A 20,661-nucleotide genomic window follows, 5' to 3' on the forward strand; every position below is an offset into this window, starting at 1 on the left:
AGCTTATGTGAGGCACGCTCCGGACTCTAGGGGGTCTCTTACCTCGTCATCAGAAGAATGCTCATCGTAATAATCTGAGGCCGTACGGCTTCGGCTCAGGAGAACGACCGCAACCGCAGGCTGTTGGTGACCACGAACACCGACGAGAACGCCATCGCCGCCCCCGCGATCATCGGGTTCAGCAGCCCCGCCGCGGCGAGCGGCAGCGCGGCCACGTTGTAGCCGAACGCCCAGACCAGGTTCCCCTTGATGGTGGCGAGCGTCCGCCGGGAGAGCCGGATCGCGTCCGCCGCCACCCGCAGATCACCCCGTACGAGCGTGAGGTCGCCGGCCTCGATCGCGGCGTCCGTGCCGGTGCCCATGGCAAGGCCGAGATCGGCGGTGGCCAGCGCCGCCGCGTCGTTGACGCCGTCGCCGACCATGGCGACCGTACGGCCCTCGCCCTGGAGCCGCCGTACCTCGGCGACCTTGTCCTCGGGCAGCACCTCCGCGATCACCTCGTCGATGCCGACGCTCCGCGCCACCGCTTCGGCGACCGCCCGGTTGTCCCCGGTCAGCAGTACCGGCGTCAGTCCCAGCGCGCGCAGCCGCCGTACGGCCTCGGCGCTGGTCTCCTTGACCGCGTCGGCCACCGTCAGCACACCGGCCGCCGTGCCGTCGAGGGCGACCACGACGGCCGTGCGCCCCTCGGCCTCCGCCGCCGTACGCGCCCGTATCAGCTCCTCCGGGAGCGCGGCCGTGGCCTCGGCGAGCCGGCCCACCGCCACCTCGCGCCCCGCCACGCGCCCGCGCACGCCGCGCCCGGGCACGTTCTCGAAGTGCTCGACGGAGGGGAGGGCGAACTGCTCGACGACAGGCAGGGCGCCCGCTTCCTCCCGCGCGCCGGTGGCGTGCGCCGTGCGGAGGCGTTCCCGGGCGCCCGCCGCGATCGCGCGCGCCACCGGATGCTCCGATGCGTCCTCCAGCGCGCCCGCGAGCCGCAGCAGTTCCCGTTCGTCCGTCCCGCCCGCCGCGTACACGTCCTGGAGCGTCATGTGGCCGGTGGTCACCGTGCCGGTCTTGTCCAGCACGACCGTGTCCACCCGGCGGGTCGACTCCAGCACCTCGGGGCCCTTGATCAGGATGCCGAGCTGGGCGCCCCGGCCGGTGCCGACCATCAGCGCGGTCGGCGTGGCCAGCCCCAGCGCGCACGGGCAGGCGATGATCAGCACGGCGACGGCCGCGGTGAACGCGGCCACGGTGTCGCCGGTGACGCCGAGCCAGACCCCGAACGTGCCCGCCGCGAGCAGCAGCACCACGGGTACGAAGATCCCGGAGATCCGGTCGGCCAGCCGCTGCACCTCCGCCTTGCCGTTCTGCGCGTCCTCCACCAGCCGCGCCATCCGTGCGAGCTGGGTGTCCGCGCCGACCCGGGTGGCCTCGACGACGAGTCGGCCCCCGGCGTTGACGGTGGCGCCGGTGACCGTGTCGCCCACGGCCACGTCCACCGGCACGGACTCGCCGGTCAGCATGGCGGCGTCGACGGCGGAGGCGCCCTCCACCACGGTTCCGTCGGTGGCGATCTTCTCGCCGGGCCGGACGACGAACCTGTCGCCGACGGCCAGTCCGCTCACCGGGACCCGCACCTCGCGGCCGTCCCGCAGCACGGCGACGTCCTTCGCGCCCAGCTCCAGCAGTGCCCGCAGCGCGGCGCCGGCCCGGCGCTTGGAGCGGGCCTCGAGATAGCGGCCGAGGAGGATCAGGGCGATCACCCCGGCGGCCACTTCCAGATAGATCGTCGACGCCCCGTCCGTCCGGGACACCGTCAGCTCGAAGCCGTGCCGCATGCCGGGCATGCCGGCGTCGCCCCAGAACAGGGCCCACAGCGACCAGCCGAAGGCGGCGAGCGTGCCGAGGGAGACGAGGGTGTCCATGGTGGCCGCGCCGTGCCGGGCGCCTGTGTACGCGGCCCGGTGGAACGGCAGCCCGCCCCAGACGACGACGGGCGCGGCGAGCGTCAGCGAGAGCCACTGCCAATTGTCGAATTGCAGGGCGGGAACCATGGCGAGCAGCACGACGGGGACGGCCAGCAGCACGGAGGTGAGGAGCCGCTGCCGCAGGGCGGCGAGCTCGGTGTCGGGGCCCGCGGATCCGGGTCCCTCCGCGCCGCCGGGTTCCGTCGCCGGCGCCGACGGCTCGGGTGGCGGCGGAACCTTCTCCTCCGCCGTGTACCCGGTCTTCACCACCGTCGCGATCAGGTCGCCGACGGCGACCCCCGGGGGGTAGGCCACCTTCGCCTTCTCGGTCGCGTAGTTGACCGTGGCGGTGACGCCCTCCATGCGGTTGAGCTTCTTCTCGACGCGGGCCGCGCAGGAGGCGCAGGTCATCCCGCCGATGAGCAGCTCGACCTCGGCACGGGACGGGTCGTCGTCCGGTGCCGGGGTGCCGAGGGCGGGCCCGGAGGTCGTGGTGCTGCTGGTCATGGCGTACCCGGTTCCGTTGCTCAGAGGGTGCCGACGAGCTCGAAGCCGGCCTCGTCCACGGCGGCGCGGACGGCGGCCTCGTCGAGCGGGGCGGCGGAGACGACGGTGACCTCGCCGGAGGAGGCGACGGCCTTGACCGAGCTGACCCCGGCCAGCTCCGAGAGCTCACTGCCGACGGCGCCCTCGCAGTGCCCGCAGCTCATGCCGCTCACCTTGTAGACGGTGGTGACGCCGTTCTGGGTGTCGCTGGTGGAAGTCATGCGGGTACTCCTCGGTGCTGTGCGTCGGTACTTATGGGGCCTACGGTACGCAGACTATACCCCTAGGGGGTATCAGGCAAAGGTCCCGCCGCACCGGCGCGGGCCGACGGGTACCCCGGGCGGCACGCGAAGTGCTTCGACGTCACCGAAATGCTTCGGCACCCGAAGCGCCGGTTGCCACCCGGAGTACTGGTCGGCCCGCGCCCCCTGCCGGTTCCGCCGGTCCGCCGGCCGCTACCCGGTCCGCCGGCCGCGGTTGCCGGGGCGGGCGGCGACCCAGGCGCGGACGGTGTCCGCATACCAGTAGGGTTTCCCGCCCTCCACGTGGTCGGGCGGGGGCAGCAGTCCGTGCTTGCGGTAGGAGCGCACGGTGTCCGGCTGCACCTTGATGTGCGCGGCGATCTCCTTGTACGACCAGAGCCGGCTTTCGGTCATCGGTTCACCTCCCCGCGAGTGCGCGGCGGCGGCCCGGGACGGGCCGGCGGGGGAGCCGCGCGCTGCGCTTGGCGATCACAAAGCCTGTGCGGGGTGAACGACGCAGGGTGACGACGGGCAAGGCGCTGTCGCGGTGCTGGGACGAACGGCTCGCGCTCTCGTGACGCCCGTAACGGAACCGATGCGTTCGTGGCCGTACGGACACGATGACGTCGACACGTCGTCCGAATGTCCGGACAAAGGATTGACATGACTCGCGCGCCCCGGCTAGACCTGTGTCCAGCCGGGGGCGAGGGGGCCGCCGGGGCGAACCGCTGTGAGGACCTTCATGAGCCGCACGACGACCGGAACCGGCAGCGCCGACGGGCTGCACCTCCCGCACGGCAGCACCGCCCGCGGCCCGTACGCCCTCGACATCGACCCCGGACGGGCCGGCTGGACCCACAGCAGCCTGCGCGTCGTCGCCCTGGAACCGGGAGGCACACACACGTTCGACTCCGGCGACAGCGAGTGGCTCGTGGTGCCGCTGAACGGCGCCTGTACGGTCACCGCCGAGGACGACGTCCTCCCACTCGCCGGACGGCCCGACGTGTTCGCCTCCGTCACCGACTTCGCGTACGTACCCCGCGACACCCACACCCAGATCGCCTCCGGCGCGGGAGGCCGCTTCGCCCTGGCAGGAGCGAAGTGCGAGCGCCGACTCCCCGCCCGCTACGGCCCCGCGCCGGAGGTACCCGTCGAGGACCGGGGCAGCGGCGACTGCGCCCGCCGCGTACGCAACTTCGCCGCCGCGGACACCTTCGACTGCGACCGGCTCATCGCCGTGGAGGTCATCACCCCCGGCGGCAACTGGTCCTCGTACCCGCCGCACAAGCACGACGAGAACCGTCCGGGCGAGGAGACGGAGCTCGAGGAGATCTACTACTTCGAGATCGAGGGCGCCGGCGGCTTCGGCTACCAGCGGGTGTCGCCGTCACGGGAGGGCGGCGCCGACGTGCTGGCCGAGGTCCGCACGGGCGACACGGTCCTGGTGCCCGACGGCTGGCACGGCCCGTCCATCGCCCAGCCCGGCCACGACATGTACTACCTCAACGTCATGGCGGGCCCGGGCGAACGCGAGTGGCGCATCCGGTTCCACCCGGACCACGTGAACGGATACCGATGACCCCGAAGGCGTCGTCGGCGCGTCCCGCCGGCGCCCCGGACGGCGCATTTCGCCGGGGCGCGGGTCGACGTCGCTCCCGCCTTCCGGCGACCCGCCCGCCCGTCCGCCGGCCCGCCGGCCCGTCAGTTCGCGTTCTTCACCGCGTCCGTGAGGTCGCCGACCTGAGCCGCGGGCGGGGCCGCTATGTCCTTGGTGGCGCCGAACTTGTCGAAGTTCATGGTGACCTTCATGGCGCCGAACCGCTGCGACATGCGCACCGGGAGGTCCTTGGCGCCCACCCAGACGTCCATGGTGATGCTGGAGGCGCCACCGGTCATCGAGCCGAAGAGGTTGTCCTCGTTGGCGTAGGCGTCCTTGAGCCTGCCCATGCCCTTCTGGTCGATCACGGCCCGGTAGTGGGTCGTGGACGTGCCGTTGACCTTCTCATCGCCCAGGTTCTTGACGTCGTCGGCGTACTTCAGGCTCTTCATGGACGCCGACGGGCTGGCTCCGCTGCCGGCCGAGTTGAGCGCGTCGGCGCCCGACTCGCCGAACACGGCCGAGCTGTCGACCTTCATCCACTCCTTCCCCGCCAGGGGGCCGGAGGGCTGCGGGTCGACGTCGTAGTAGTAGGCACCATCCACGAACAGCGTGCGTACCGTCGGAGAGTCCGTGAGCGGCTCCATGTGGACCGCCTTGGTGTCCATCTCGACGTCGAACGCGTATCCGTCGCCCCAGGAGTACGTGCCGTCCGCGGCGATCGGCTTGCCCGAGCCCAGGGTGGTGGTCATCCGCACCTCGGCGGAGCCCGACTGCTCGGTGCGGTCGGTGGCGCGGGACAGCGCCGCCATGATCATGTCCGTTTTGTGCGCGGCCTTGTCGACGGCGTCGGACGCCGACTTCGCGCCCGTCGAGCCGCACGCGGACGTGACGACCATGGCAGCCGCCGTCGTCCCCACCCAGGCCGCCGTGTACCTCAGCTTCATGAGTCCCCACCCGTAGCTGTGTTTCTGTGATTCATCTGTGCGCGGCAGCCTACCGGGCCCCACTGACAGCGCCCCGGTGAGCCCCGCGCCGACCTGGCCCGACGTCACCGCCACCGGCGGCGTGCGCCCTTCGGGCCCCCTCGCATACCGCGTCCGTGGTAGGCGGCCGGGGCCGTGTACCTCCACGGGAGGTCGGCGGGTCCACCCTCGGGACTGCTCCGGTTGTCGGTGACGGCCCGTACCGTTGAGCCATGGATCTTCGACTGCCCCGCGTCCGAGGGCTGCTACGGGGGCCGCGGCGGCTGCTGACCGCTGTGGCCGCCGTCGTCGTGCTCGCCGGTGCGGGGACGTGGACGGCCGTCGCGTCCGACGACGCACCGGCCGTGCACGTGAGCGACAGGACGCTGCCCATGGGCGGCGGAGTCCGCCTCGACACCTCCTACTTCACCGCGGGCCCCGCCGGCCGCCGCCCCGCCGTCCTGCTGGCGCACGGCTTCGGCGGCAGCAAGGAGGACGTACGCGGCCAGGCCGAGGACCTCGCCCGCGAGGGCTACGCCGTGCTCACCTGGTCCGCCCGCGGCTTCGGCCACTCCACCGGGAAGATCGGTCTGAACGACCCCGAGGGCGAGGTCGCCGACGCCTCCCGCCTCATCGACTGGCTCGCCAAGCGGCCCGAGGTACGGCTGGACAAGGCGGGCGACCCCCGCGTCGGCATGGCCGGCGGCTCCTACGGCGGCGCGATCTCGCTGCTCACCGCCGGGTACGACGACCGGGTCGACGCCATCGCCCCGGCGATCACGTACTGGAACCTGTCGGACGCCCTCTTCCCGAACGGCGTCTTCAAGAAGCTGTGGACGAGCCTGTTCCTCAACTCCGGCGGCGGCTGCGACCGGTTCGAGCCCGCGCTGTGCCGGATGTACCAGCGGGTCGCCGAGTCCGGGAAGCCCGACGCCGAGGCGCGCGCCCTGTTGGACGCCCGCTCCCCGGAGGCCGTCGGCGACCGCATCAAGGTGCCCACCCTGCTGACGCAGGGCCAGACCGACTCCCTCTTCCCGCTCGGCCAGGCCGACGCCGCCGCGAAGGCGATCAAGGCCAACGGCGCCTCCGTCGACGTCGACTGGATCAGCGGCGGCCATGACGGCGGCAACATGGAGACCGACCGCGTCGAGGGCCGCGTGAAGTCCTGGTTCGACCGCTATCTCAAGGGCGACAAGAGCGCCGACACGGGCCCGGCGTTCCGCGTCACCCGCACCGGCGGCGTCGACTCCACCGACGGCGAGACGCGGTTGCGCGGGGCGACCGACGACCACTACCCCGGCCTGGCGAGCGGCCCGCGCACCATCCGCCTCGCGGGAAGCGAACAGCGCTTCGTCAACCCGGCGGGTGCCAGCCCGCCCGCGATCTCCGCCCTGCCCGGCCTCGGCGACTCCGGCGGACTGTCCCAGCTGTCCTCCCTCGGCGTCGGCATCTCCCTCGACTTCCCCGGCCAGTACGCGGCGTTCGAGTCCGCGCCGCTCACCCGGGACCTCGGCATCACCGGCTCGCCCACCGCGACCGTGCACGTGAAGTCCACCAGCGAGGACGCCGTCCTGTTCGCCAAGGTGTACGACGTCGCCCCGGGCGACGCCCGGCCGGGACTGCCCGCACAGCTGGTCACCCCGGTGCGGGTCGAGAACGCCCGGCAGGGCAAGGACGTCACGCTCACCCTGCCCGCGATCGACCACGAGGTGCGCAAGGGCCACCGGCTCCGGCTGGTGCTGGCCTCCACCGACCTCGCCTACGCCTCCCCGGTCCGGCCCGCCACGTACACCGCGGAGCTGAAGGGCGGACTGACGGTCCCGACCGCCCCCGGCGTGGCGACCGCCGACAGCCCGCTGCCGTCCTGGGCGTGGTGGCTGCCGCTCGCCGGTGCCGTACTCGCGGCGGCGCTGCTGCTCACCGCCCGCCGCCGCACCACCGCCCCGGCCCCCGACCCCGAACTGGCCGACGTGCCCCTGGTGATCGCCGGCCTGAGCAAGCGGTACGCCAAGTCCGCCGACCGGTATGCCGTCAAGGACGTCTCCTTCCGGGTGGAGAAGGGGCAGGTCCTCGGCCTGCTCGGGCCCAACGGCGCGGGGAAGACCACCACCCTGCGCATGCTGATGGGCCTGATCACCCCGGACGACGGTGAGATCCGCGTCTTCGGCCACGCCGTCCGCCCCGGCGCCTCCGTGCTGTCCCGGGTGGGCGCCTTCGTCGAGGGCGCCGGCTTCCTGCCGCACTTGTCCGGCCGGGACAACCTCCGGCTGTACTGGCAGGCCACCGGCCGCCCGCCCGAGGACGCGCACCTGGAGGAGGCGCTGGAGATCGCGGGGCTGACCGACGAGGCGCTGGCCCGCGCCGTGCGCACGTACTCGCAGGGCATGCGGCAGCGGCTCGCCATCGCCCAGGCCATGCTCGGCCTGCCGGATCTGCTGATCCTCGACGAACCCACCAACGGCCTGGACCCGCCGCAGATCCGCGAGATGCGCGAGGTGATGATCCGCTACGCGGCCGCCGGCCGCACGGTGATCGTCTCCAGCCATCTGCTGGCCGAGGTCGAGCAGTCCTGCACGCATCTGGTCGTCATGGACCGCGGCCGGCTGGTCCAGGCGGGCCCGGTCGGCGAGATCACCGGCGCCGGGGACACCCTGCTCGTCGGCACGGAGACACCCGTCGGCGAGCCGCTGGCCGAGAAGGTCGCCGCGCTGTCCGGGATCGCCTCGGCCGAAACCGTCGAGGGCGGGCTGCTGATCCGGCTCGACACGGACGGCAGCGCCCCGCGGCTGGTCGCCGAACTCGTCCGCCTGGAGATCCCCGTCGCGTCGGTGGGCCCCCACCGCCGCCTGGAGGACGCCTTCCTCACCCTGATCGGAGGCTCGGCATGAGCAGCCTCGCCGGCCCCACGTCCACCGGCCGCCCGCCGGCGCCGCCCCCCGAGGTCGCCGACGGGTACCGGGCCGGGCGCACCCTGCCGCTGCGGGTCGAGCTGGTGCGCCAGCTCAAGCGGCGCCGCACGCTCGTCATGGGCGCGGTCCTCGCGCTGCTGCCGTTCGTCCTGGTGATCGCCTTCGCCGTGGGCGACCCCGGCCAAGGCGACCGGATCACCCTGATGGACACGGCGACGGCCTCCGGCGCCAACTTCGCCGCCGTCAACCTGTTCGTCTCGGCCGGGTTCCTGCTGGTGGTGCCGGTCGCCCTGTTCTGCGGGGACACGGTGGCCTCCGAGGCGAGCTGGTCCTCGCTGCGGTATCTGCTGGCGGCGCCCGTGCCGCGGGCCCGGCTGCTGTGGTCCAAGCTCGCCGTCGCGCTGGCGCTGAGCCTGGCCGCGATGGTGCTGCTGCCGCTGGTCGCCCTGGCGGTCGGCTCCGTCGCCTACGGCTGGGGGCCGCTGCACATCCCCACCGGGGGCACGCTGCCCACCGGTACGGCGGCCGAGCGGCTGGTGGTCGTGGTGGCGTACATCTTCGCGTCCCAACTGGTCACCGCCGGGCTCGCGTTCTGGCTGTCCACGAAGACGGACGCACCCCTGGGCGCGGTCGGCGGCGCCGTGGGCCTGACGATCGTGGGCAATGTGCTGGACGCGGTCACGGCGCTCGGCCACTGGCGCGACTTCCTGCCCGCGCACTGGCAGTTCGCCTGGATCGACGCCGTCCAGCCGGAGCCGGAGTGGTCCGGGATGGCACAGGGCACCGCCGTGTCGGTCGCCTACGCGCTCGTCCTGTTCGCGGCGGCGTTCCGGGGCTTCACGCGGAAGGACATCGTGTCGTAGCGCGCGGGCCGGGGGCGTAGACGAAGACGGGGTGCGCATACGGAGGCGGGGCGCCGGATCGTCCGGCGCCCCGCCTCCGCGGCCGTGACCGCGCTCGGTGGCCGTGCTGAGTGGCCGTGTCGAGGCCGTCCTCAGTGGCCGTGCTCCTCCGAGGCGGTCGACAGGATCGACACGTCCTCCAGCAGGTGCGCGAGCGCGCCGTCCCGCTTGATCTGCGTGGAGTTCTCGGTGCACTGCTGGCTCAGGTCGTCGCCCAGCAGGTTGAGGTCGGTGACCGGGACGGCGTTGACGACGGGCACGTTGATGTCCTGCAAGCCGATGCACGGCTTGTTGAACGAGCCCTGGATCAGCGCCATCTGCGGGCTCATGTTCCCGTACGTGGCCGAGTTGCCGTACATCTGCATGGCGTTGTTGCCGTTGACAGAGGCCGGACCGCCGTCGTCACCGATGGCCATCGCCTGCGGGGCCGTGGCGGCGCCGACGCCCACGACGGAGGCGGCGATCGCCGCAGCGGCAAGAGCCTTCTTGATCATTGGTCAGTCCTTTCAGCGGAAAACCCCGTTCACCGGGGCGTCCTGGTCAACTGCGCGGCAGCAGGGTGGTTTCTCCCGTTCACCCCGTCGGCCTATACCGAAGAAATGACCGCCGCCCGCCGGAACCTCGTTCTCCAGGCATTTCTTCCGAGCGCGCACCTCCAACCGGGTGAACCCCCGCAACCAATCATCCGGCACCGGGTTGATGAGGCCGTAGGACATGCGTCGCTACGAAGAAAGGAACGCGAAGTGCTCAAGAAGGCAATGGTCGCCGCGGCGGCCGCCGTTTCCGTCATCGGTATGTCGGCGGCAGCCGCTCCCCAGGCGCTTGCCATCGGTGACGACTCCGGGCCGAACTCGGCCAACGGCAACGGTGCCGTGTCGTCGTTCGGCAACTCGGCGACCAAGGGCGACATGAGCCCGCAGCTGTCCCTCATCGAGGGCACGCTGAACAAGCCGTGTGTGGGCCTGGACGACCTGAACGTCCCGGTCGTCAACCTGGTTCCGGTCCAGGACATCAACGTGCTGGGCGACGAGCTCGACCAGCAGTGCACCGACAACTCCACCCAGGCCAAGCGCGACGGCGCGCTGTCGCACGTCCTGGAGGACCTGTCGGTCCTGTCCGCGAACGGCGAGACCGAGGGTGTGGCGCACGACGCCGCCGGCGACGGGAAGAACGGCGGCCACGAGGACCGCTGAACCGTCCGCGCCGGGCCCTCTCGTGGCCCGCGCGTCCGGACGGGAAGGAGCCGCGACGCCGCCACTGCCGACGTCGTACGGAAGGCTTTTCCGATGAATTGCTTTCCGGCGTCGGCGAAGGCGTCGCTGCTCCTTCCGGGGTACCGTGCCGACCAGGTGTGGGGCATTCGGGCGTAATACCGGCCGACTCACGTTCCGCGGTTTCCTCCGGGGTCTATTCCTCGTTTACAGCTTGCAGGTCGTGCTGCGAGTCGTTCATGTCGTGCTCGCTCGGTTCCGACCGGCACAGAGGGCATGACCGCGAAGAAGGGAAAGTACGTGAAGCACAAGAAGAGCGCTGCTGCCGTTGCGGGCATCCTCATGGCCCTCGGCATGGCCGCCCCGGCGGTCGCCGACGCCGGCGCCTCGGGTGTCGCGGCGAACTCCCCGGGTGTTCTCTCCGGCAATGTCATCCAGGTTCCGGTGCACGTTCCGATCAACGTGTGCGGCAACAGCATCGATGTCATCGGCCTGGCGAACCCCGCGGCCGGCAACGCCTGCGTCAACGACTGAGTCGACGGCGCAGCAGCCGTACGGCTGATTGCGGCCGGTCCTGGACTGTCTCGTACAGCTCCAGGGCCGGCTTTTCCCATCTCTACCAGCAGGAAGACAAGCTGAAATTGCGACAGACCCTGAGCAGGGGAATGGTCGCGGCGGCGGCCGCGACGGGCATTCTGTCCCTGTGCGCCGCTCCCGCCCTCGCCGACTCGACCGCTGACGGCGTGTCCGCGAACTCGCCCGGCGTCGCCTCGGGCAACGCCGTGCAGGCGCCGGTGGACATCCCGGTCAACGTGTGCGGCAACTCCGTCGACGTGGTGGCCGCGCTGAACCCGGCGTTCGGCAACCAGTGCGCCAACGACGGGCACGCGGAGGCGGACGAGCCGTCCGCGCCGCCGGAGAAGCACGTCCCGGCCACGCCACCGGCCCACGAGGAGGAACCCCCCGGCTACGGCGAGACATCTCCGGAGCCGGCCCCGGAGCACAGCACCCCGGCCACGCCTCCCGTGGCGTCCCACACCGAGCGCCCGCACGTCCAGCCGCCCATGCTGGCCGAAACGGGTGGCGGCGGCCTGCTGGTCGCCTCCCTGGTGAGCGCGGGCATGCTCACCGGCGGCATGCTCCTCTACCGCCGGGGCCGGACGACACCGGACCACTGACGGCACGGGCGGCGCGTTTCGCCTGCGTGCGGGCACGTCGGCTGCGGATACGGCGCCTGCGGGGCGAGCGGTGCTCGCGGAACGCTGCGACTGAGGGCCGGACGCAGTCCGCCCTGCGGCCGCCGACGCCCGGTCGCCGACATACGACCGCCGGCGCACGGTCCCCGACATACGGCCGCCGGTGCACGGTCGTCGGCGCACGGCCGCTCGCATCCACCGGACGCGGGCGGTCGTGGCGCTTGCCGTGCCCGCCGGGCGCGGGCGCCGTGGCGCCTCCGCGTCCACCGCCGCCGAGCCGCAGGCACCGGCTGCCGCGTCCGCCGGACGCGTGGCCCGGCCGACGCGCCGCCGTCCCTCCGCCCCGGACAGGGGCGCAGGCCCGGTGGCCCTGCGGTGGAGCCCGGGCGGGCTACTCGCCCGTGCCCGTGGCTTCGGGGACCGGGCGTGCGGGGGCGGCCGGGGCCGGCACCGTCGCCGTACGCCGGCCGTGCGGGACCGCTGTCCGGACGGCCGGGCCGCGCAGACGGCGCAGTACGCCGCGCACCAGCGTGCGCGCGGTGTAGTCCGCGCCCTGGACGAACCGCATCGCGGGGCCGAACGCGGGCGCCGTCATCAGACCCGCCAGGAACAGCCCCGGCACCGCCGACTCGAACAGTGGTCCGACGGCCGGCGCCTCCTGCGCAGCGGGCGCCAGCCGGGACCGTACTTCCTCCTCCAACAGCTCCAGACGCCCCGCCGCCGCGGTGAACCCCGTGGCGGCGATGACGTGCTCGGTACGCAGCACGCCCGGCACGCCGGACCGGGTCACCGTGTCCAGATGGACGGCCCCGGCCACCTCCTTCGCCTTGACGATCTCCTGGCCGAGCCGCAGCTCCACCGCCCGCTCCACCCGTTCCCGCACCCACCACGCCCCGGCCGGACCCAGCGCGGTCGCCGCCACCCGGGCGCGCACGCCCCCGGGCAGCCGCCGGTACAGCCCCGGCCGCTCCGCGTAGAACCAGTTGCGCCAGCCGGGGCCGAGGCCGCTGTGCGGCGAGCGCGCCGACCGCCACCACGACCGCTCCAGCGGCGGCGGCACGTCGTTCCAGCACAGCCGGTCCGCGCGGGCCAGCACCCGCACCCGGGTGCCCTGCTCGGCCAGCAGCGCCGCCGTCTCCAGCGCCGCCTGCCCGCCGCCCACCACCGTGACGTCCCGGTCCAGGAACCGGCTCAGCTCGGCGTGGTGGCTGCTGTGCGTGACGTACGCGGGGTCGAAACCGTGCAGCGCCTCCGGGAACCGTACGAACGGCAGTACGCCCACGGCCAGGGCGACCGTACGCGCGTACACCACCTCTCCGTCCGCCAGCGCCGCCTCGAAGCCGCCGGGGCGGGCGCGCAGCCGGGTCACCGCACGCTCGTCGACCTCGCAGGGCAGCGCGTTGCGGGCGAACCACAGCCCGTACGAGGCGAACGTCCCGACCGGGATCGGCTCCCCGTGCCGCGCCTCGACGCCCTGCCCCGCGCAGTACCGGTCCAGCCGCCAGCGCCCCTCCGGGTCGGAGAGGTTGGAGGCCCACGGTTCCGACTTCAGGAACATCCCGGTCGGCATGTGGTCCCGCCATGAGGCCATCGGGCGGCCCTGCACACGCAGGGAGAGTCCGGCGGCCGCGGCATGGGCCGCGATGGACAGGCCGTAGGGGCCGGAGCCCACCACCAGCAGGTCGTACATCAGCAACTGCTCGCTTTCTCGTCGTCGGTCGGGGAGGCGGGGGAGGGCAGACAGGGCCGCGGCCGCGCGGCACCGAGGGGGCGAGTGCGCGCGCCGTCCGTGGTCGAGGACGCGGCCGGCGCCCGCAGGAGACCGGCGGACCCGGCCCCGGGAGCCACCGCGCCGGGATCCGCCGGGGTGACGTGCGTGGCACTGGGGCCGGTGGGCGCCGGGTCCGTGGGATCCGTCGGGTCGCCGGGGTGGCGTACGGCGGTGGGGGCAGCGGGGCCGCGGGAGCCGCGGCGAGCCGTCCGCCAGGGCCGCGCGGCGGCGCGGGCGGCATCCAGTGCGCGGGGCGTGAGGCGCTGTGCGACCCGGCCCGCCACATGGCGGGACCACAGTGCCCACATCGCGAGACCCGGACCGGGATCGTCCGGTGCGTACCAGGCCAGTTCGCGGCCCTGGGGCGGGCGCCGCAGGGCGGTCAGCGGAGCGTAGTTCTCCACCACGAAAGACCGCCCGGGGCGGGGCGCCGGCGCCGGGAGCGTACGGCCCGTCAGGTCCAGGTGCTGCGCGCGGACGACGTCCAGCCCCGTGGCGTCCGTGAACAGCCGGAACTGGGCCCCGGGGCGGGGGTTGAAGTCGAGCAGGTGGTAGCCGCCCGTGCCGGCGTCGCGGCGGAAGTCCAGGTCCAGGATGCCGCGGTAACCCAGCTCCGCGACCAGCCGCTCCGCCAGCTCCGTCACCCGCGGGTTGACCGCCCACTCCCCGGCCGCGGTCAGCCCCGCACCGCGCGGCCAGGAACGGTGCTTGCGGCCGGACCCGCCCGCGCGCAGCGCCCCGTTGCGGTCGGCGTAGCCGTGGAAGAACCAGTCGCGGTCGGGCCCCGGCGGCAAGAACGCCTGGAGCAGCAGCCGGCTGCCCGCCTCGGCCGAGCGCGCGTACAGCTCCCGCGCCTCCCGCGCAGAGCGCAGCACCACCGTGCTGCGCAGCCCGCGGCCGCTCGGCAGCAGCCAGGGCCGGCTCCACTTCGCCACCACCGGCAGCCCCAGCCGCCGTACCCCGGCGACCGCCTCCGCCGCGCTCCCCGGGACGAGCGTCACCGGGTGCGGCACGCCCACCCGGGCGCACACGGCGGCCAACTCCGCCTTGTCCGCGACCTGTTCGGCGAGCGCGCCGGACCCGGCGGGCAGCAGGAAGCCGGGCGCGAGCCGCTCCCGCAGCCGGCTCACCGCCACCGCGCCCGCGTCGTCCATCGCGACCAGTACGGCGGGCCGGCCGACCCGCGCCGCGACCCGCCGCAGTACGGCGGCGATGTCATCGGGACGGGCGCCCGGCGCCGGCGGCGGATGCAGCCGCCGGACGAACCGTGAGCCGCGTACGGGGCTGGCGGCGCAGTCGGCGACCAGGTGCACCTCCACCCCCGCCCGGCCCAGCGAGCGCACCGCGCCCAGCGTCCCGTGGTGGAAGGGGTTCCGGTCGATCCGCAGCAGAACGGCGGGGACCCGGGTGTCGAGCAGCGGCACGGTGACTTTCCTTCGGGTTCGGGAGGGGGAGAGGGCGGCGGCGGAATTCCTCGGTGGTTCTCTCAACGCGTTGTGCGGGCTTCTTTCGAGCCGGTTTCACCCGTGCGAGCGACAACGCCACCCGAAGGCCGGAACCGATGTTGGTGCGACGGGTATTCATATGACTGAGTGTCAGTAGGCGAAATCCGCCGAACGGGCAACGGCGGAGCCCGGGAAACACCCGGACGGAACCAGAATCGGCACCAGAACCGGCACCGGAAGCAGGACCCGATCCGGCACCGGAAGCAGGACCGGAACCAGAGCCGTAAGCGCAACCAGAACCAGAACCAGAGCCACAACCAGAGTCAGAACCAGAATCAGAAACGACGACGCGGAAACAGGAGCGTGCATGGGTGCACAGCGGCAAGGACGGGCGTGCACGGGGGTGCAGCGGAAACGGTCCCGGTTCCGGCCCGGGTCCCGACGGCCGGTGGTGGTGCTCGCCGCGGCGGTGGTCGCGTCGGTCACCCTCGCCGCGGTGCCGTGCCACGCCGCCGACCCGCCACCCCCGGCGGCGACCCCGCCGCCCGCGTCCGCCACGCCACCCGCCGCCGTGCCCGCACCCGCCGCCGCCCCGGCACCGCGACCGCCCGCGGCCACCCCCTCGCCGGGCGCCCCGACCCCCGGCGCCACCGACGGCTCCGCCGCCGAAGAGGCCGCCCGGTGGCCCGCCTTCGGCGCCTACCTCGACTACGGCCCCCGCGGCGTGGCCCGCATGGCCGAGCTCAGCAAATGGCTCGGCGGCACCGAACTCCGCGTCGGTCACACGTACCTGCCCGGCGACCGCTGGAGCAACATCGAGGGCCCGCCCGGCTTCCTCGACGTGTGGGCGCACTGGCGGCGGCAGCAGGCCGACCGGATGCTCGTCCTCAACGTGCCGATGATGGAGCGCAACGAGGACCACGTCTCCGACGACGAGGTGCGCGCGCTGCTGCGCCGGGGCGCGGCCGGCGAGTTCGACCGGCACTTCACGGCGCTCGCCGAACGCCTGGTCGAGTTGAAGGTGCCGGACACCGTGATCGTGCTCGGCTGGGAAATGAACGGCACTACGTACACCCATCGCTGCGGGCCCGACCCGGAGAACTGGAAGAAGTACTGGAACAGAATCGTGACGGCCATGCGCGCGGTGCCGGGACAGAAATTCCGGTTCGACTTCGCGCCGAGCAGGGGCCGCGACGCCGTCCCCTGGACGGAGTGCTATCCCGGGGACGACACGGTCGACATCCTCGGCATGGACGCGTACGACCAGCCGCGCGGCCTGTCGTTCGAGGAACAGGTGAAGGAGCCGTACGGACTACAGGCGCAGGTCGATTTCGCGAAGGCGCACCACAAACCGGTGTCGTATCCGGAATGGGGGCTGTTCCGCAACGGCGACAATCCGGAATACATGCGGGGCATGCTGGACTGGATGGCCCAGCACAATCCGGCGTACAACACGCTCACCGACTACTGCCCGCACGGCGTGTGGCAATGCGACGACAACCCGAAGGCGTCCGAGGTCTACCGCTCGCTGCTCTCGCACCTGCCGCACGTCACCCCGACGCCGGCAACCCCCTCTCCCGTGCCGACCCCGGCCCCGACGCCGACCCCGGCCCCGGGTCATCCGGCGGGCTGTTCGCCGGTCAACCTCGGGGACTGGGTGGAGTACTGGCTCGGCGGCAAGCTCTGCGTGAAGTTCGACTGGTGGTCGCGCAGCCGCTGAGCGACCGGAGTGCGCGGGCGCGCGGGCGGAGGCGTACGCGGGCGTGTGGGCGGAGGCGTGCGCGGGCGGGCGGGCCGTGGTGTGGTCAGCCACCGTCGCCCCCGTCCTTGCCCCCGCGCTCGCGCCGGCGCCGCAGCAGCTCCTTGCCACGCCGGCGTGCGGCGACGTCGCAGAGGACCGCGCCGATCAGCGGCGCGGTGCGCCGGCGGGCCAGCAGCAGCCGCTGGTTGGCGACCGGGACGGGGCGCCAGTGGTGCTTGTACGGCTCGTCGCCGCGCAGCAGGCTCAGCGTCGTACGGCCGTCCTCCGGTCCCGTATGACGGCTGCACGCGTCGAGGAGCATCACCGCGACGTCCGCCTTGCGCTCGCGCAGCCGGGGGTGGGCGCCGTAGAGGTAGCCGCCGGCCAGGCGCCGGGACAGCAGCGTGAGGTCGACGGCGGCCACGTCGCCGTCGAGGCGGAACTCGGTCACCACCGCGTCCCCGTCACGCACCATCGGCACGACCGCCCGCACCAGGTGCGCGGCGAACCGGTCCGTGAGGTGCTCCGCCGTCACCTTCCGGCCGCGCCACTGCAACCGGTGCAGCTCCAGCAGCCGGTGCAGCGCCGCGTCGACCCCGTCCGGCGGCACGACCGTACGCTCCACGCCGAGCGCGTCCAGCTTGCGGAGCTTGGCGCGCACGCGCTGCGCCTTGCCGGAGGGGAGGCGGGCGACCAGCCCTGCCATGGGGGCGGCGGGCAGCTCCAGGCAGAGCGAGTCCTCCAGGCGCCGGCGGGGGCCGCGCCAGAGGTCGTAGACCTGTTCGACGGCACCGCCGGGCCGCACCTCGCGGAAGTCGATCACCGCGGTGCGGGCGGCGGCGGCCAGGCCCTCGGCGAGCGCGGCGGCGGCGGGGTCGGCGTACTCGTCGTCGAGCAGGACGTCGGCGTAGTCCGAGAGGGCGCCGCCGAGCGGCACGAGGGCGGGCACGGGCCCGCGCACCCGCGTCAACGGGGCGACGGCACGCAACTCGCCCCCGTCCCGCACGACGACGAGCCGCAGCCGGCCGCGGCGCCCGTACGACAGCCACCAGGAGTACGCCCAGGCGTGACTCTGGAACGGCGTCGCACTCTCGCACCGCCGGTGCAACCGCCCCCACGCGGGCGCGAGCGAGGCGAACGCCTGGGTGTCCCGCACGACGTCGACGACGAGCCGGCGCCCGCCGGTTCGCGCGGGCGGCCGAGGGGCCGGGGGCCCGGCCGACGGACCGGCTCCGACGGCGGCCGTGGCGGTCCACGGCCCGACTTCCGCGGTGGCCTCGGCGGCCGACGAGCCCGCCGCCAGGGCCGACGAGTCCGCCGCCATGGCCGACGTGGTGGCCTGCGGGCCGGTCTCAGTGGCGGTTTCGGTGTCCGACGGGTTGGTTGCGGCTTCGGACGCGGGCCTGGCTCCGGAGTCCGCCTCGGCCTCGGAACCGGGCTCCGGTCCGGCCCCGGCGTCGGCCTCGGCCCCCGCCCCGGGCTTCCGCCCTGACCCGGCCTCGGGCGTGGACCCGGTTCCGGGCTCCGGCCCGCCCCCGCGCACCGTCACCGGCGGGCGCTCCGAATGCCGGGCTAGCCCCGTGCGCACCGTGGAGCTCACAGCTGGCCGTGGACGTCGGCGGCCGGGGCCGGGCTGGGGACCGAGGCGGGGCGGGGTGGGTCCTCGGGGGTGCGGCGGGGGCGGACCAGGAGGGCCAGGCCGCCGAGGAGGCCGCCCGCGCCCACCCCGACCAGCCCGGTGAGCGGCGCGGACGGCGAGGACGGCGCCGTCGGCTCGACCGCGCGGGAGAAGTTCACCAGCTTCACGTGCGTACTGGACTGCGTGTCGTTCGCGTGCCGGGTCAGCGAGCGCGCCACCGCGTTGGCGATGTCGGCGGCCAGGTCGGGCCGCGCGGACGTGGCCGTGACCGAGATCATCGGCGCGTCCGGCGAGGTCGCCGCCCGCACGCTGCTCCGCAGCGTCGACACCGGCACCCCCGCCCACACCTGCGCGTCCCCCAGCACCGCGAGCTGCGTGGCGACCCGCCCGTACGCCTGCGCGAACCCGGTCGCCGAGGCCGGGTCGGACTTCTCGGTCGGCACGGCGACGACATAGCTGGAGGCGCTGTACTCCGGGGCCCGCAGCTCCCCGTACGCCCCGCCGGCGAGCCCGCCGCACAGGACGCCGGCCGCGACCAGCGTCCACGGCGGCAGCGCCTTGACGCGCGTCGGCAGCGCGCCTGCGAAGCGGCGCTTTCGGGTGGGATTCTCGGTCATCGGGAACTCGCTCCTGCTGGTGTGGGACGGGCGACGGCGGCCGCGTACACGCCCATCAGGCGGGCGGCGCTGCGCGTGACGCAGTAGTGGTGGGCGGCGTCCGCCGGTTCGCGCGGGAGCGCACCCCGGGCGCGGACGTCGTTGACAGCGCGTGCGAAGGACTCGGGGGCGCATTCGACGCGCTCCGCGCCTCCCGCCGCGCCCGGCGGCAGATCCTCGATCGCCGGGCAGGACACGTACCGCACGGGCAGTCCCGCCGCGAGCGCCTCGACGGGCGCGAGCCCGAACGCCTCCTCGGGCGACGGCGAGGCGAACAGGTCCATCGCGGCGAGCAACGACGGCAGGTCGGGGCCGGGCGTACCGTCGGGCACGACGGGCCGCTCCCCGGCGAACAGCACCCGCTCCCCGACCCCGGCCCGCCGCGCCGCATCCCGCAGCGCGCCCTCCTCGGGTCCGGCGCCGACCAGCAGCAGCCGTACGTCACCGGGCAGCAGCGCGAGCGCGTCGACGAGGACGTCGAACCGCTTGCCCGGCGCGAGCCGCCCGACGCCGCCGACGACGTACGCGTCCGGCGGCAGCCCCAGCTCCCGCCGGGTGTGCGCCCGGCGCTCCGCGTCGAAGCGGAAGAGAGCGGCGTCGATGCCGTTCGGCACGACCTCGATGCGCGGCGCCGGCACGCCCCACCGCTCGAGCCGGTCGGCGACGGTGGGGGAGACGGCGACCGTGGTCCGGCCCAGCCGCTCGCCCGCCAGGTACAGCGCGCGCACCCCGGCGCCCAGCGCACGGCCCTCCAACTGCGAGTCGCCGAGCGAGTGTTCGGTGGCGACGACGGCCCGGACGCCGGCCAGCCGCGCGGCGATCCGCCCGTAGAGGCAGGCCCGGTAGAGGTGCGTGTGGACGAGGTCGTAGCCGCCGCGCCGGACGAGCCGGACCAGGCGCGGCAGCGCGGACAGGTCGCGGTTGCCGGCCATCCCGAGGTGATGCACGCGCACCCCGTCGGCGGCGAGCCCGGCGGCGACCGGGCCCGGGTTGGTGAGCGTGACGACCTCGCAGGTCACGGGCAGATGGCGGAGCAGCAGCCGCAGCTGCTGTTCGGCGCCGCCGACGCCGAGCCCGGTGATGACGTGCAGGACCCGCATCGCGGTCACACCCCCTCGGCGGGGCGGCGGCGCCACCGGTGCAGCCGGCGCTTGAGCGCCAGCCGCAGCGGCGTGTCGCGCTCGCCGACGTGCAGCCTCGGCAGCGCGAACGGCCCGGTCAGCGGGCCGGGGTCGATGGCGCACCCGTACACGTACCCCGCGTCCCGTACGGCGTCGGCGACCCGGCGGTCGACCGTCCCGTACGGGTAGCAGAAGCCCGGCACGTGCGCCCCGACCAGTTCCGAGAGCGCCGCCCGGCTGTCCGCGATCTCGGCGCGCAGGGTGTCGTCGTCGACGCGGGTGAGGTCGAGGTGGGTGAGCCCGTGCGAGCCGATCTCGATGCCGTCGGCCGCGGCGGCCTCCCGGATGCCGGCCGCGTCCAGCAGCGGCTTGCGCGGGCCCAGCGGATCCCAGGCGTTGTCGCCGCCGAGCCGCCCGGGCAGGACGTAGAGGGTGGCGCCGAAGCCGTGCCGGCGCAGCAGCGGCAGCGCGGCGGAGACGAAGTCGGCGTACCCGTCGTCGAAAGTGAGCCCCACGAGCCCCGCGCCCGCGCCGCGCGCGCGGGCGGTCAGCAGCTCGGCCACGCCCACCCCGCGCAGACCCCGGCGGCGCAGCGCGCCGAGCTGCTGGTCGAGCCGCCCGGGGGAGACGGTGACGCGGTACGGGTCGTCGGAGCAGTCGCCCACCGAGTGGTACATGGCGATCCACGGCACGGCGGGGGCGCCCGCGCGGAAGGCGGGGACCGGACGGGAGGCGGGAACGGCGCGGGTGGTCGAGGGAGCGGGC

The 20,661-nt window shown here is 74.0% G+C and carries 18 protein-coding genes; 7 read left to right on the plus strand and 11 right to left on the minus strand.

Annotated features, from left to right (window positions below; genetic code table 11):
* Positions 1-95: 95 nt before the first annotated feature.
* The 3 genes from IO29_RS09675 to IO29_RS09685 form a co-directional block, all read right to left on the minus strand.
* Positions 96-2,462, minus strand: a complete 2,367-nt coding sequence (locus IO29_RS09675) for a heavy metal translocating P-type ATPase (RefSeq protein WP_030379887.1) — start codon at positions 2,460-2,462, stop codon at positions 96-98.
* Between the two features lie 20 nt (positions 2,463-2,482).
* The gene (locus IO29_RS09680; RefSeq protein WP_030379888.1) at positions 2,483-2,722 is read right to left on the minus strand and encodes a heavy-metal-associated domain-containing protein; all 240 of its coding nucleotides are present in this window, start codon (positions 2,720-2,722) and stop codon (positions 2,483-2,485) included.
* Between the two features lie 234 nt (positions 2,723-2,956).
* Entirely contained in the window at positions 2,957-3,157 is a 201-nt protein-coding gene (locus IO29_RS09685) for a helix-turn-helix transcriptional regulator (RefSeq protein WP_030379889.1), read from the minus strand.
* A 328-nt stretch (positions 3,158-3,485) separates the two neighbouring features.
* Here IO29_RS09685 and iolB point away from each other — a divergent pair, with 328 nt between their 5' ends.
* Positions 3,486-4,322 carry a 5-deoxy-glucuronate isomerase gene (iolB, locus tag IO29_RS09690; RefSeq protein ID WP_030379890.1) on the plus strand — a complete coding sequence of 279 codons (837 nt, stop codon included), beginning with the start codon at positions 3,486-3,488 and terminating at the stop codon, positions 4,320-4,322.
* A 122-nt stretch (positions 4,323-4,444) separates the two neighbouring features.
* Here iolB and IO29_RS09695 read toward each other — a convergent pair whose 3' ends face one another.
* The gene (locus tag IO29_RS09695; RefSeq protein WP_030379891.1) at positions 4,445-5,287 is read right to left on the minus strand and encodes an SCO4651 family lipoprotein; all 843 of its coding nucleotides are present in this window, start codon (positions 5,285-5,287) and stop codon (positions 4,445-4,447) included.
* Positions 5,288-5,538: 251 nt separating this feature from the next.
* On the opposite strand from IO29_RS09695, the gene IO29_RS09700 reads away from it, so the two are divergent.
* Positions 5,539-8,193, plus strand: coding sequence for an alpha/beta fold hydrolase (locus IO29_RS09700; protein WP_030379892.1), 2,655 nt, complete (start codon positions 5,539-5,541; stop codon positions 8,191-8,193).
* A complete protein-coding gene (locus IO29_RS09705) occupies positions 8,190-9,077 on the plus strand; it encodes an ABC transporter permease (protein WP_030379893.1) in 888 nt (295 codons plus the stop codon). The genes IO29_RS09700 and IO29_RS09705 overlap by 4 nt, the downstream gene beginning before the upstream one ends.
* 131 nt (positions 9,078-9,208) lie before the next feature.
* On the opposite strand, the gene IO29_RS09710 is transcribed toward IO29_RS09705, so the two are convergent.
* Positions 9,209-9,610 (minus strand): rodlin, encoded by a 402-nt coding sequence (locus IO29_RS09710; RefSeq protein ID WP_030379894.1) that lies wholly within the window; start codon positions 9,608-9,610, stop codon positions 9,209-9,211.
* Positions 9,611-9,859: 249 nt separating this feature from the next.
* Here IO29_RS09710 and IO29_RS09715 point away from each other — a divergent pair, with 249 nt between their 5' ends.
* The 3 genes from IO29_RS09715 (at position 9,860) to IO29_RS40190 (ending at position 11,505) form a co-directional block, all read left to right on the plus strand.
* The gene (locus tag IO29_RS09715; protein WP_030379895.1) at positions 9,860-10,309 is read left to right on the plus strand and encodes a rodlin; all 450 of its coding nucleotides are present in this window, start codon (positions 9,860-9,862) and stop codon (positions 10,307-10,309) included.
* A 294-nt stretch (positions 10,310-10,603) separates the two neighbouring features.
* Positions 10,604-10,861, plus strand: coding sequence for a chaplin (locus tag IO29_RS09720; protein WP_030379896.1), 258 nt, complete (start codon positions 10,604-10,606; stop codon positions 10,859-10,861).
* A 107-nt stretch (positions 10,862-10,968) separates the two neighbouring features.
* Complete coding sequence (locus IO29_RS40190; protein ID WP_051707467.1) at positions 10,969-11,505, plus strand: chaplin; 537 nt, start codon at positions 10,969-10,971, stop codon at positions 11,503-11,505.
* Positions 11,506-11,914: 409 nt separating this feature from the next.
* Here IO29_RS40190 and IO29_RS09730 read toward each other — a convergent pair whose 3' ends face one another.
* A complete protein-coding gene (locus IO29_RS09730) occupies positions 11,915-13,213 on the minus strand; it encodes an FAD-dependent oxidoreductase (RefSeq protein WP_030379898.1) in 1,299 nt (432 codons plus the stop codon).
* Positions 13,213-14,718: a carboxylate--amine ligase gene (locus tag IO29_RS09735; protein ID WP_030379899.1), complete on the minus strand. Its 1,506-nt coding sequence runs from the start codon at positions 14,716-14,718 to the stop codon at positions 13,213-13,215. The genes IO29_RS09730 and IO29_RS09735 overlap by 1 nt, the downstream gene beginning before the upstream one ends.
* A 388-nt stretch (positions 14,719-15,106) precedes the next feature.
* On the opposite strand from IO29_RS09735, the gene IO29_RS09740 reads away from it, so the two are divergent.
* A complete protein-coding gene (locus IO29_RS09740) occupies positions 15,107-16,459 on the plus strand; it encodes a glycoside hydrolase family 26 protein (protein ID WP_199806862.1) in 1,353 nt (450 codons plus the stop codon).
* Positions 16,460-16,544: 85 nt separating this feature from the next.
* On the opposite strand, the gene IO29_RS09745 is transcribed toward IO29_RS09740, so the two are convergent.
* The 4 genes from IO29_RS09745 to IO29_RS09760 form a co-directional block, all read right to left on the minus strand.
* On the minus strand, positions 16,545-17,804 hold the full coding sequence (locus IO29_RS09745) for a GNAT family N-acetyltransferase (RefSeq protein WP_234307518.1): 1,260 nt from the start codon (positions 17,802-17,804) through the stop codon (positions 16,545-16,547).
* 272 nt (positions 17,805-18,076) lie between these two features.
* Positions 18,077-18,736, minus strand: a complete 660-nt coding sequence (locus IO29_RS09750; protein ID WP_030993930.1) for a YveK family protein — start codon at positions 18,734-18,736, stop codon at positions 18,077-18,079.
* The gene (locus IO29_RS09755) at positions 18,733-19,875 is read right to left on the minus strand and encodes a glycosyltransferase (RefSeq protein ID WP_030379903.1); all 1,143 of its coding nucleotides are present in this window, start codon (positions 19,873-19,875) and stop codon (positions 18,733-18,735) included. The genes IO29_RS09750 and IO29_RS09755 overlap by 4 nt, the downstream gene beginning before the upstream one ends.
* A 5-nt stretch (positions 19,876-19,880) precedes the next feature.
* On the minus strand, positions 19,881-20,573 hold the full coding sequence (locus IO29_RS09760; protein ID WP_033225068.1) for a polysaccharide deacetylase family protein: 693 nt from the start codon (positions 20,571-20,573) through the stop codon (positions 19,881-19,883).
* Between the last annotated feature and the right edge of the window lie 88 nt (positions 20,574-20,661).

Source organism: Streptomyces sp. NRRL F-6676 (genome assembly GCF_000725625.1).
GTDB lineage: Bacteria > Actinomycetota > Actinomycetes > Streptomycetales > Streptomycetaceae > Streptomyces.

Excerpts from the sequence above, each read along its gene's own strand:
- IO29_RS09695 (WP_030379891.1), bottom strand. The coding sequence starts at position 5,287 with ATGAAGCTGAGGTACACGGCGGCCTGGGTGGGGACGACGGCGGCTGCC.
- IO29_RS09705 (WP_030379893.1), top strand. The coding sequence starts at position 8,190 with ATGAGCAGCCTCGCCGGCCCCACGTCCACCGGCCGCCCGCCGGCGCCG.
- IO29_RS09675 (WP_030379887.1), bottom strand. The coding sequence starts at position 2,462 with ATGACCAGCAGCACCACGACCTCCGGGCCCGCCCTCGGCACCCCGGCA.
- IO29_RS09740 (WP_199806862.1), top strand. The coding sequence starts at position 15,107 with ATGGGTGCACAGCGGCAAGGACGGGCGTGCACGGGGGTGCAGCGGAAA.
- iolB (WP_030379890.1), top strand. The coding sequence starts at position 3,486 with ATGAGCCGCACGACGACCGGAACCGGCAGCGCCGACGGGCTGCACCTC.
- IO29_RS09685 (WP_030379889.1), bottom strand. The coding sequence starts at position 3,157 with ATGACCGAAAGCCGGCTCTGGTCGTACAAGGAGATCGCCGCGCACATC.
- IO29_RS09760 (WP_033225068.1), bottom strand. The coding sequence starts at position 20,573 with ATGTACCACTCGGTGGGCGACTGCTCCGACGACCCGTACCGCGTCACC.
- IO29_RS09700 (WP_030379892.1), top strand. The coding sequence starts at position 5,539 with ATGGATCTTCGACTGCCCCGCGTCCGAGGGCTGCTACGGGGGCCGCGG.
- IO29_RS09710 (WP_030379894.1), bottom strand. The coding sequence starts at position 9,610 with ATGATCAAGAAGGCTCTTGCCGCTGCGGCGATCGCCGCCTCCGTCGTG.
- IO29_RS09745 (WP_234307518.1), bottom strand. The coding sequence starts at position 17,804 with ATGGCGGCGGACTCGTCGGCCCTGGCGGCGGGCTCGTCGGCCGCCGAG.
- IO29_RS09680 (WP_030379888.1), bottom strand. The coding sequence starts at position 2,722 with ATGACTTCCACCAGCGACACCCAGAACGGCGTCACCACCGTCTACAAG.
- IO29_RS09730 (WP_030379898.1), bottom strand. The coding sequence starts at position 13,213 with ATGTACGACCTGCTGGTGGTGGGCTCCGGCCCCTACGGCCTGTCCATC.
- IO29_RS09750 (WP_030993930.1), bottom strand. The coding sequence starts at position 18,736 with ATGACCGAGAATCCCACCCGAAAGCGCCGCTTCGCAGGCGCGCTGCCG.
- IO29_RS09720 (WP_030379896.1), top strand. The coding sequence starts at position 10,604 with ATGACCGCGAAGAAGGGAAAGTACGTGAAGCACAAGAAGAGCGCTGCT.
- IO29_RS09755 (WP_030379903.1), bottom strand. The coding sequence starts at position 19,875 with ATGCGGGTCCTGCACGTCATCACCGGGCTCGGCGTCGGCGGCGCCGAA.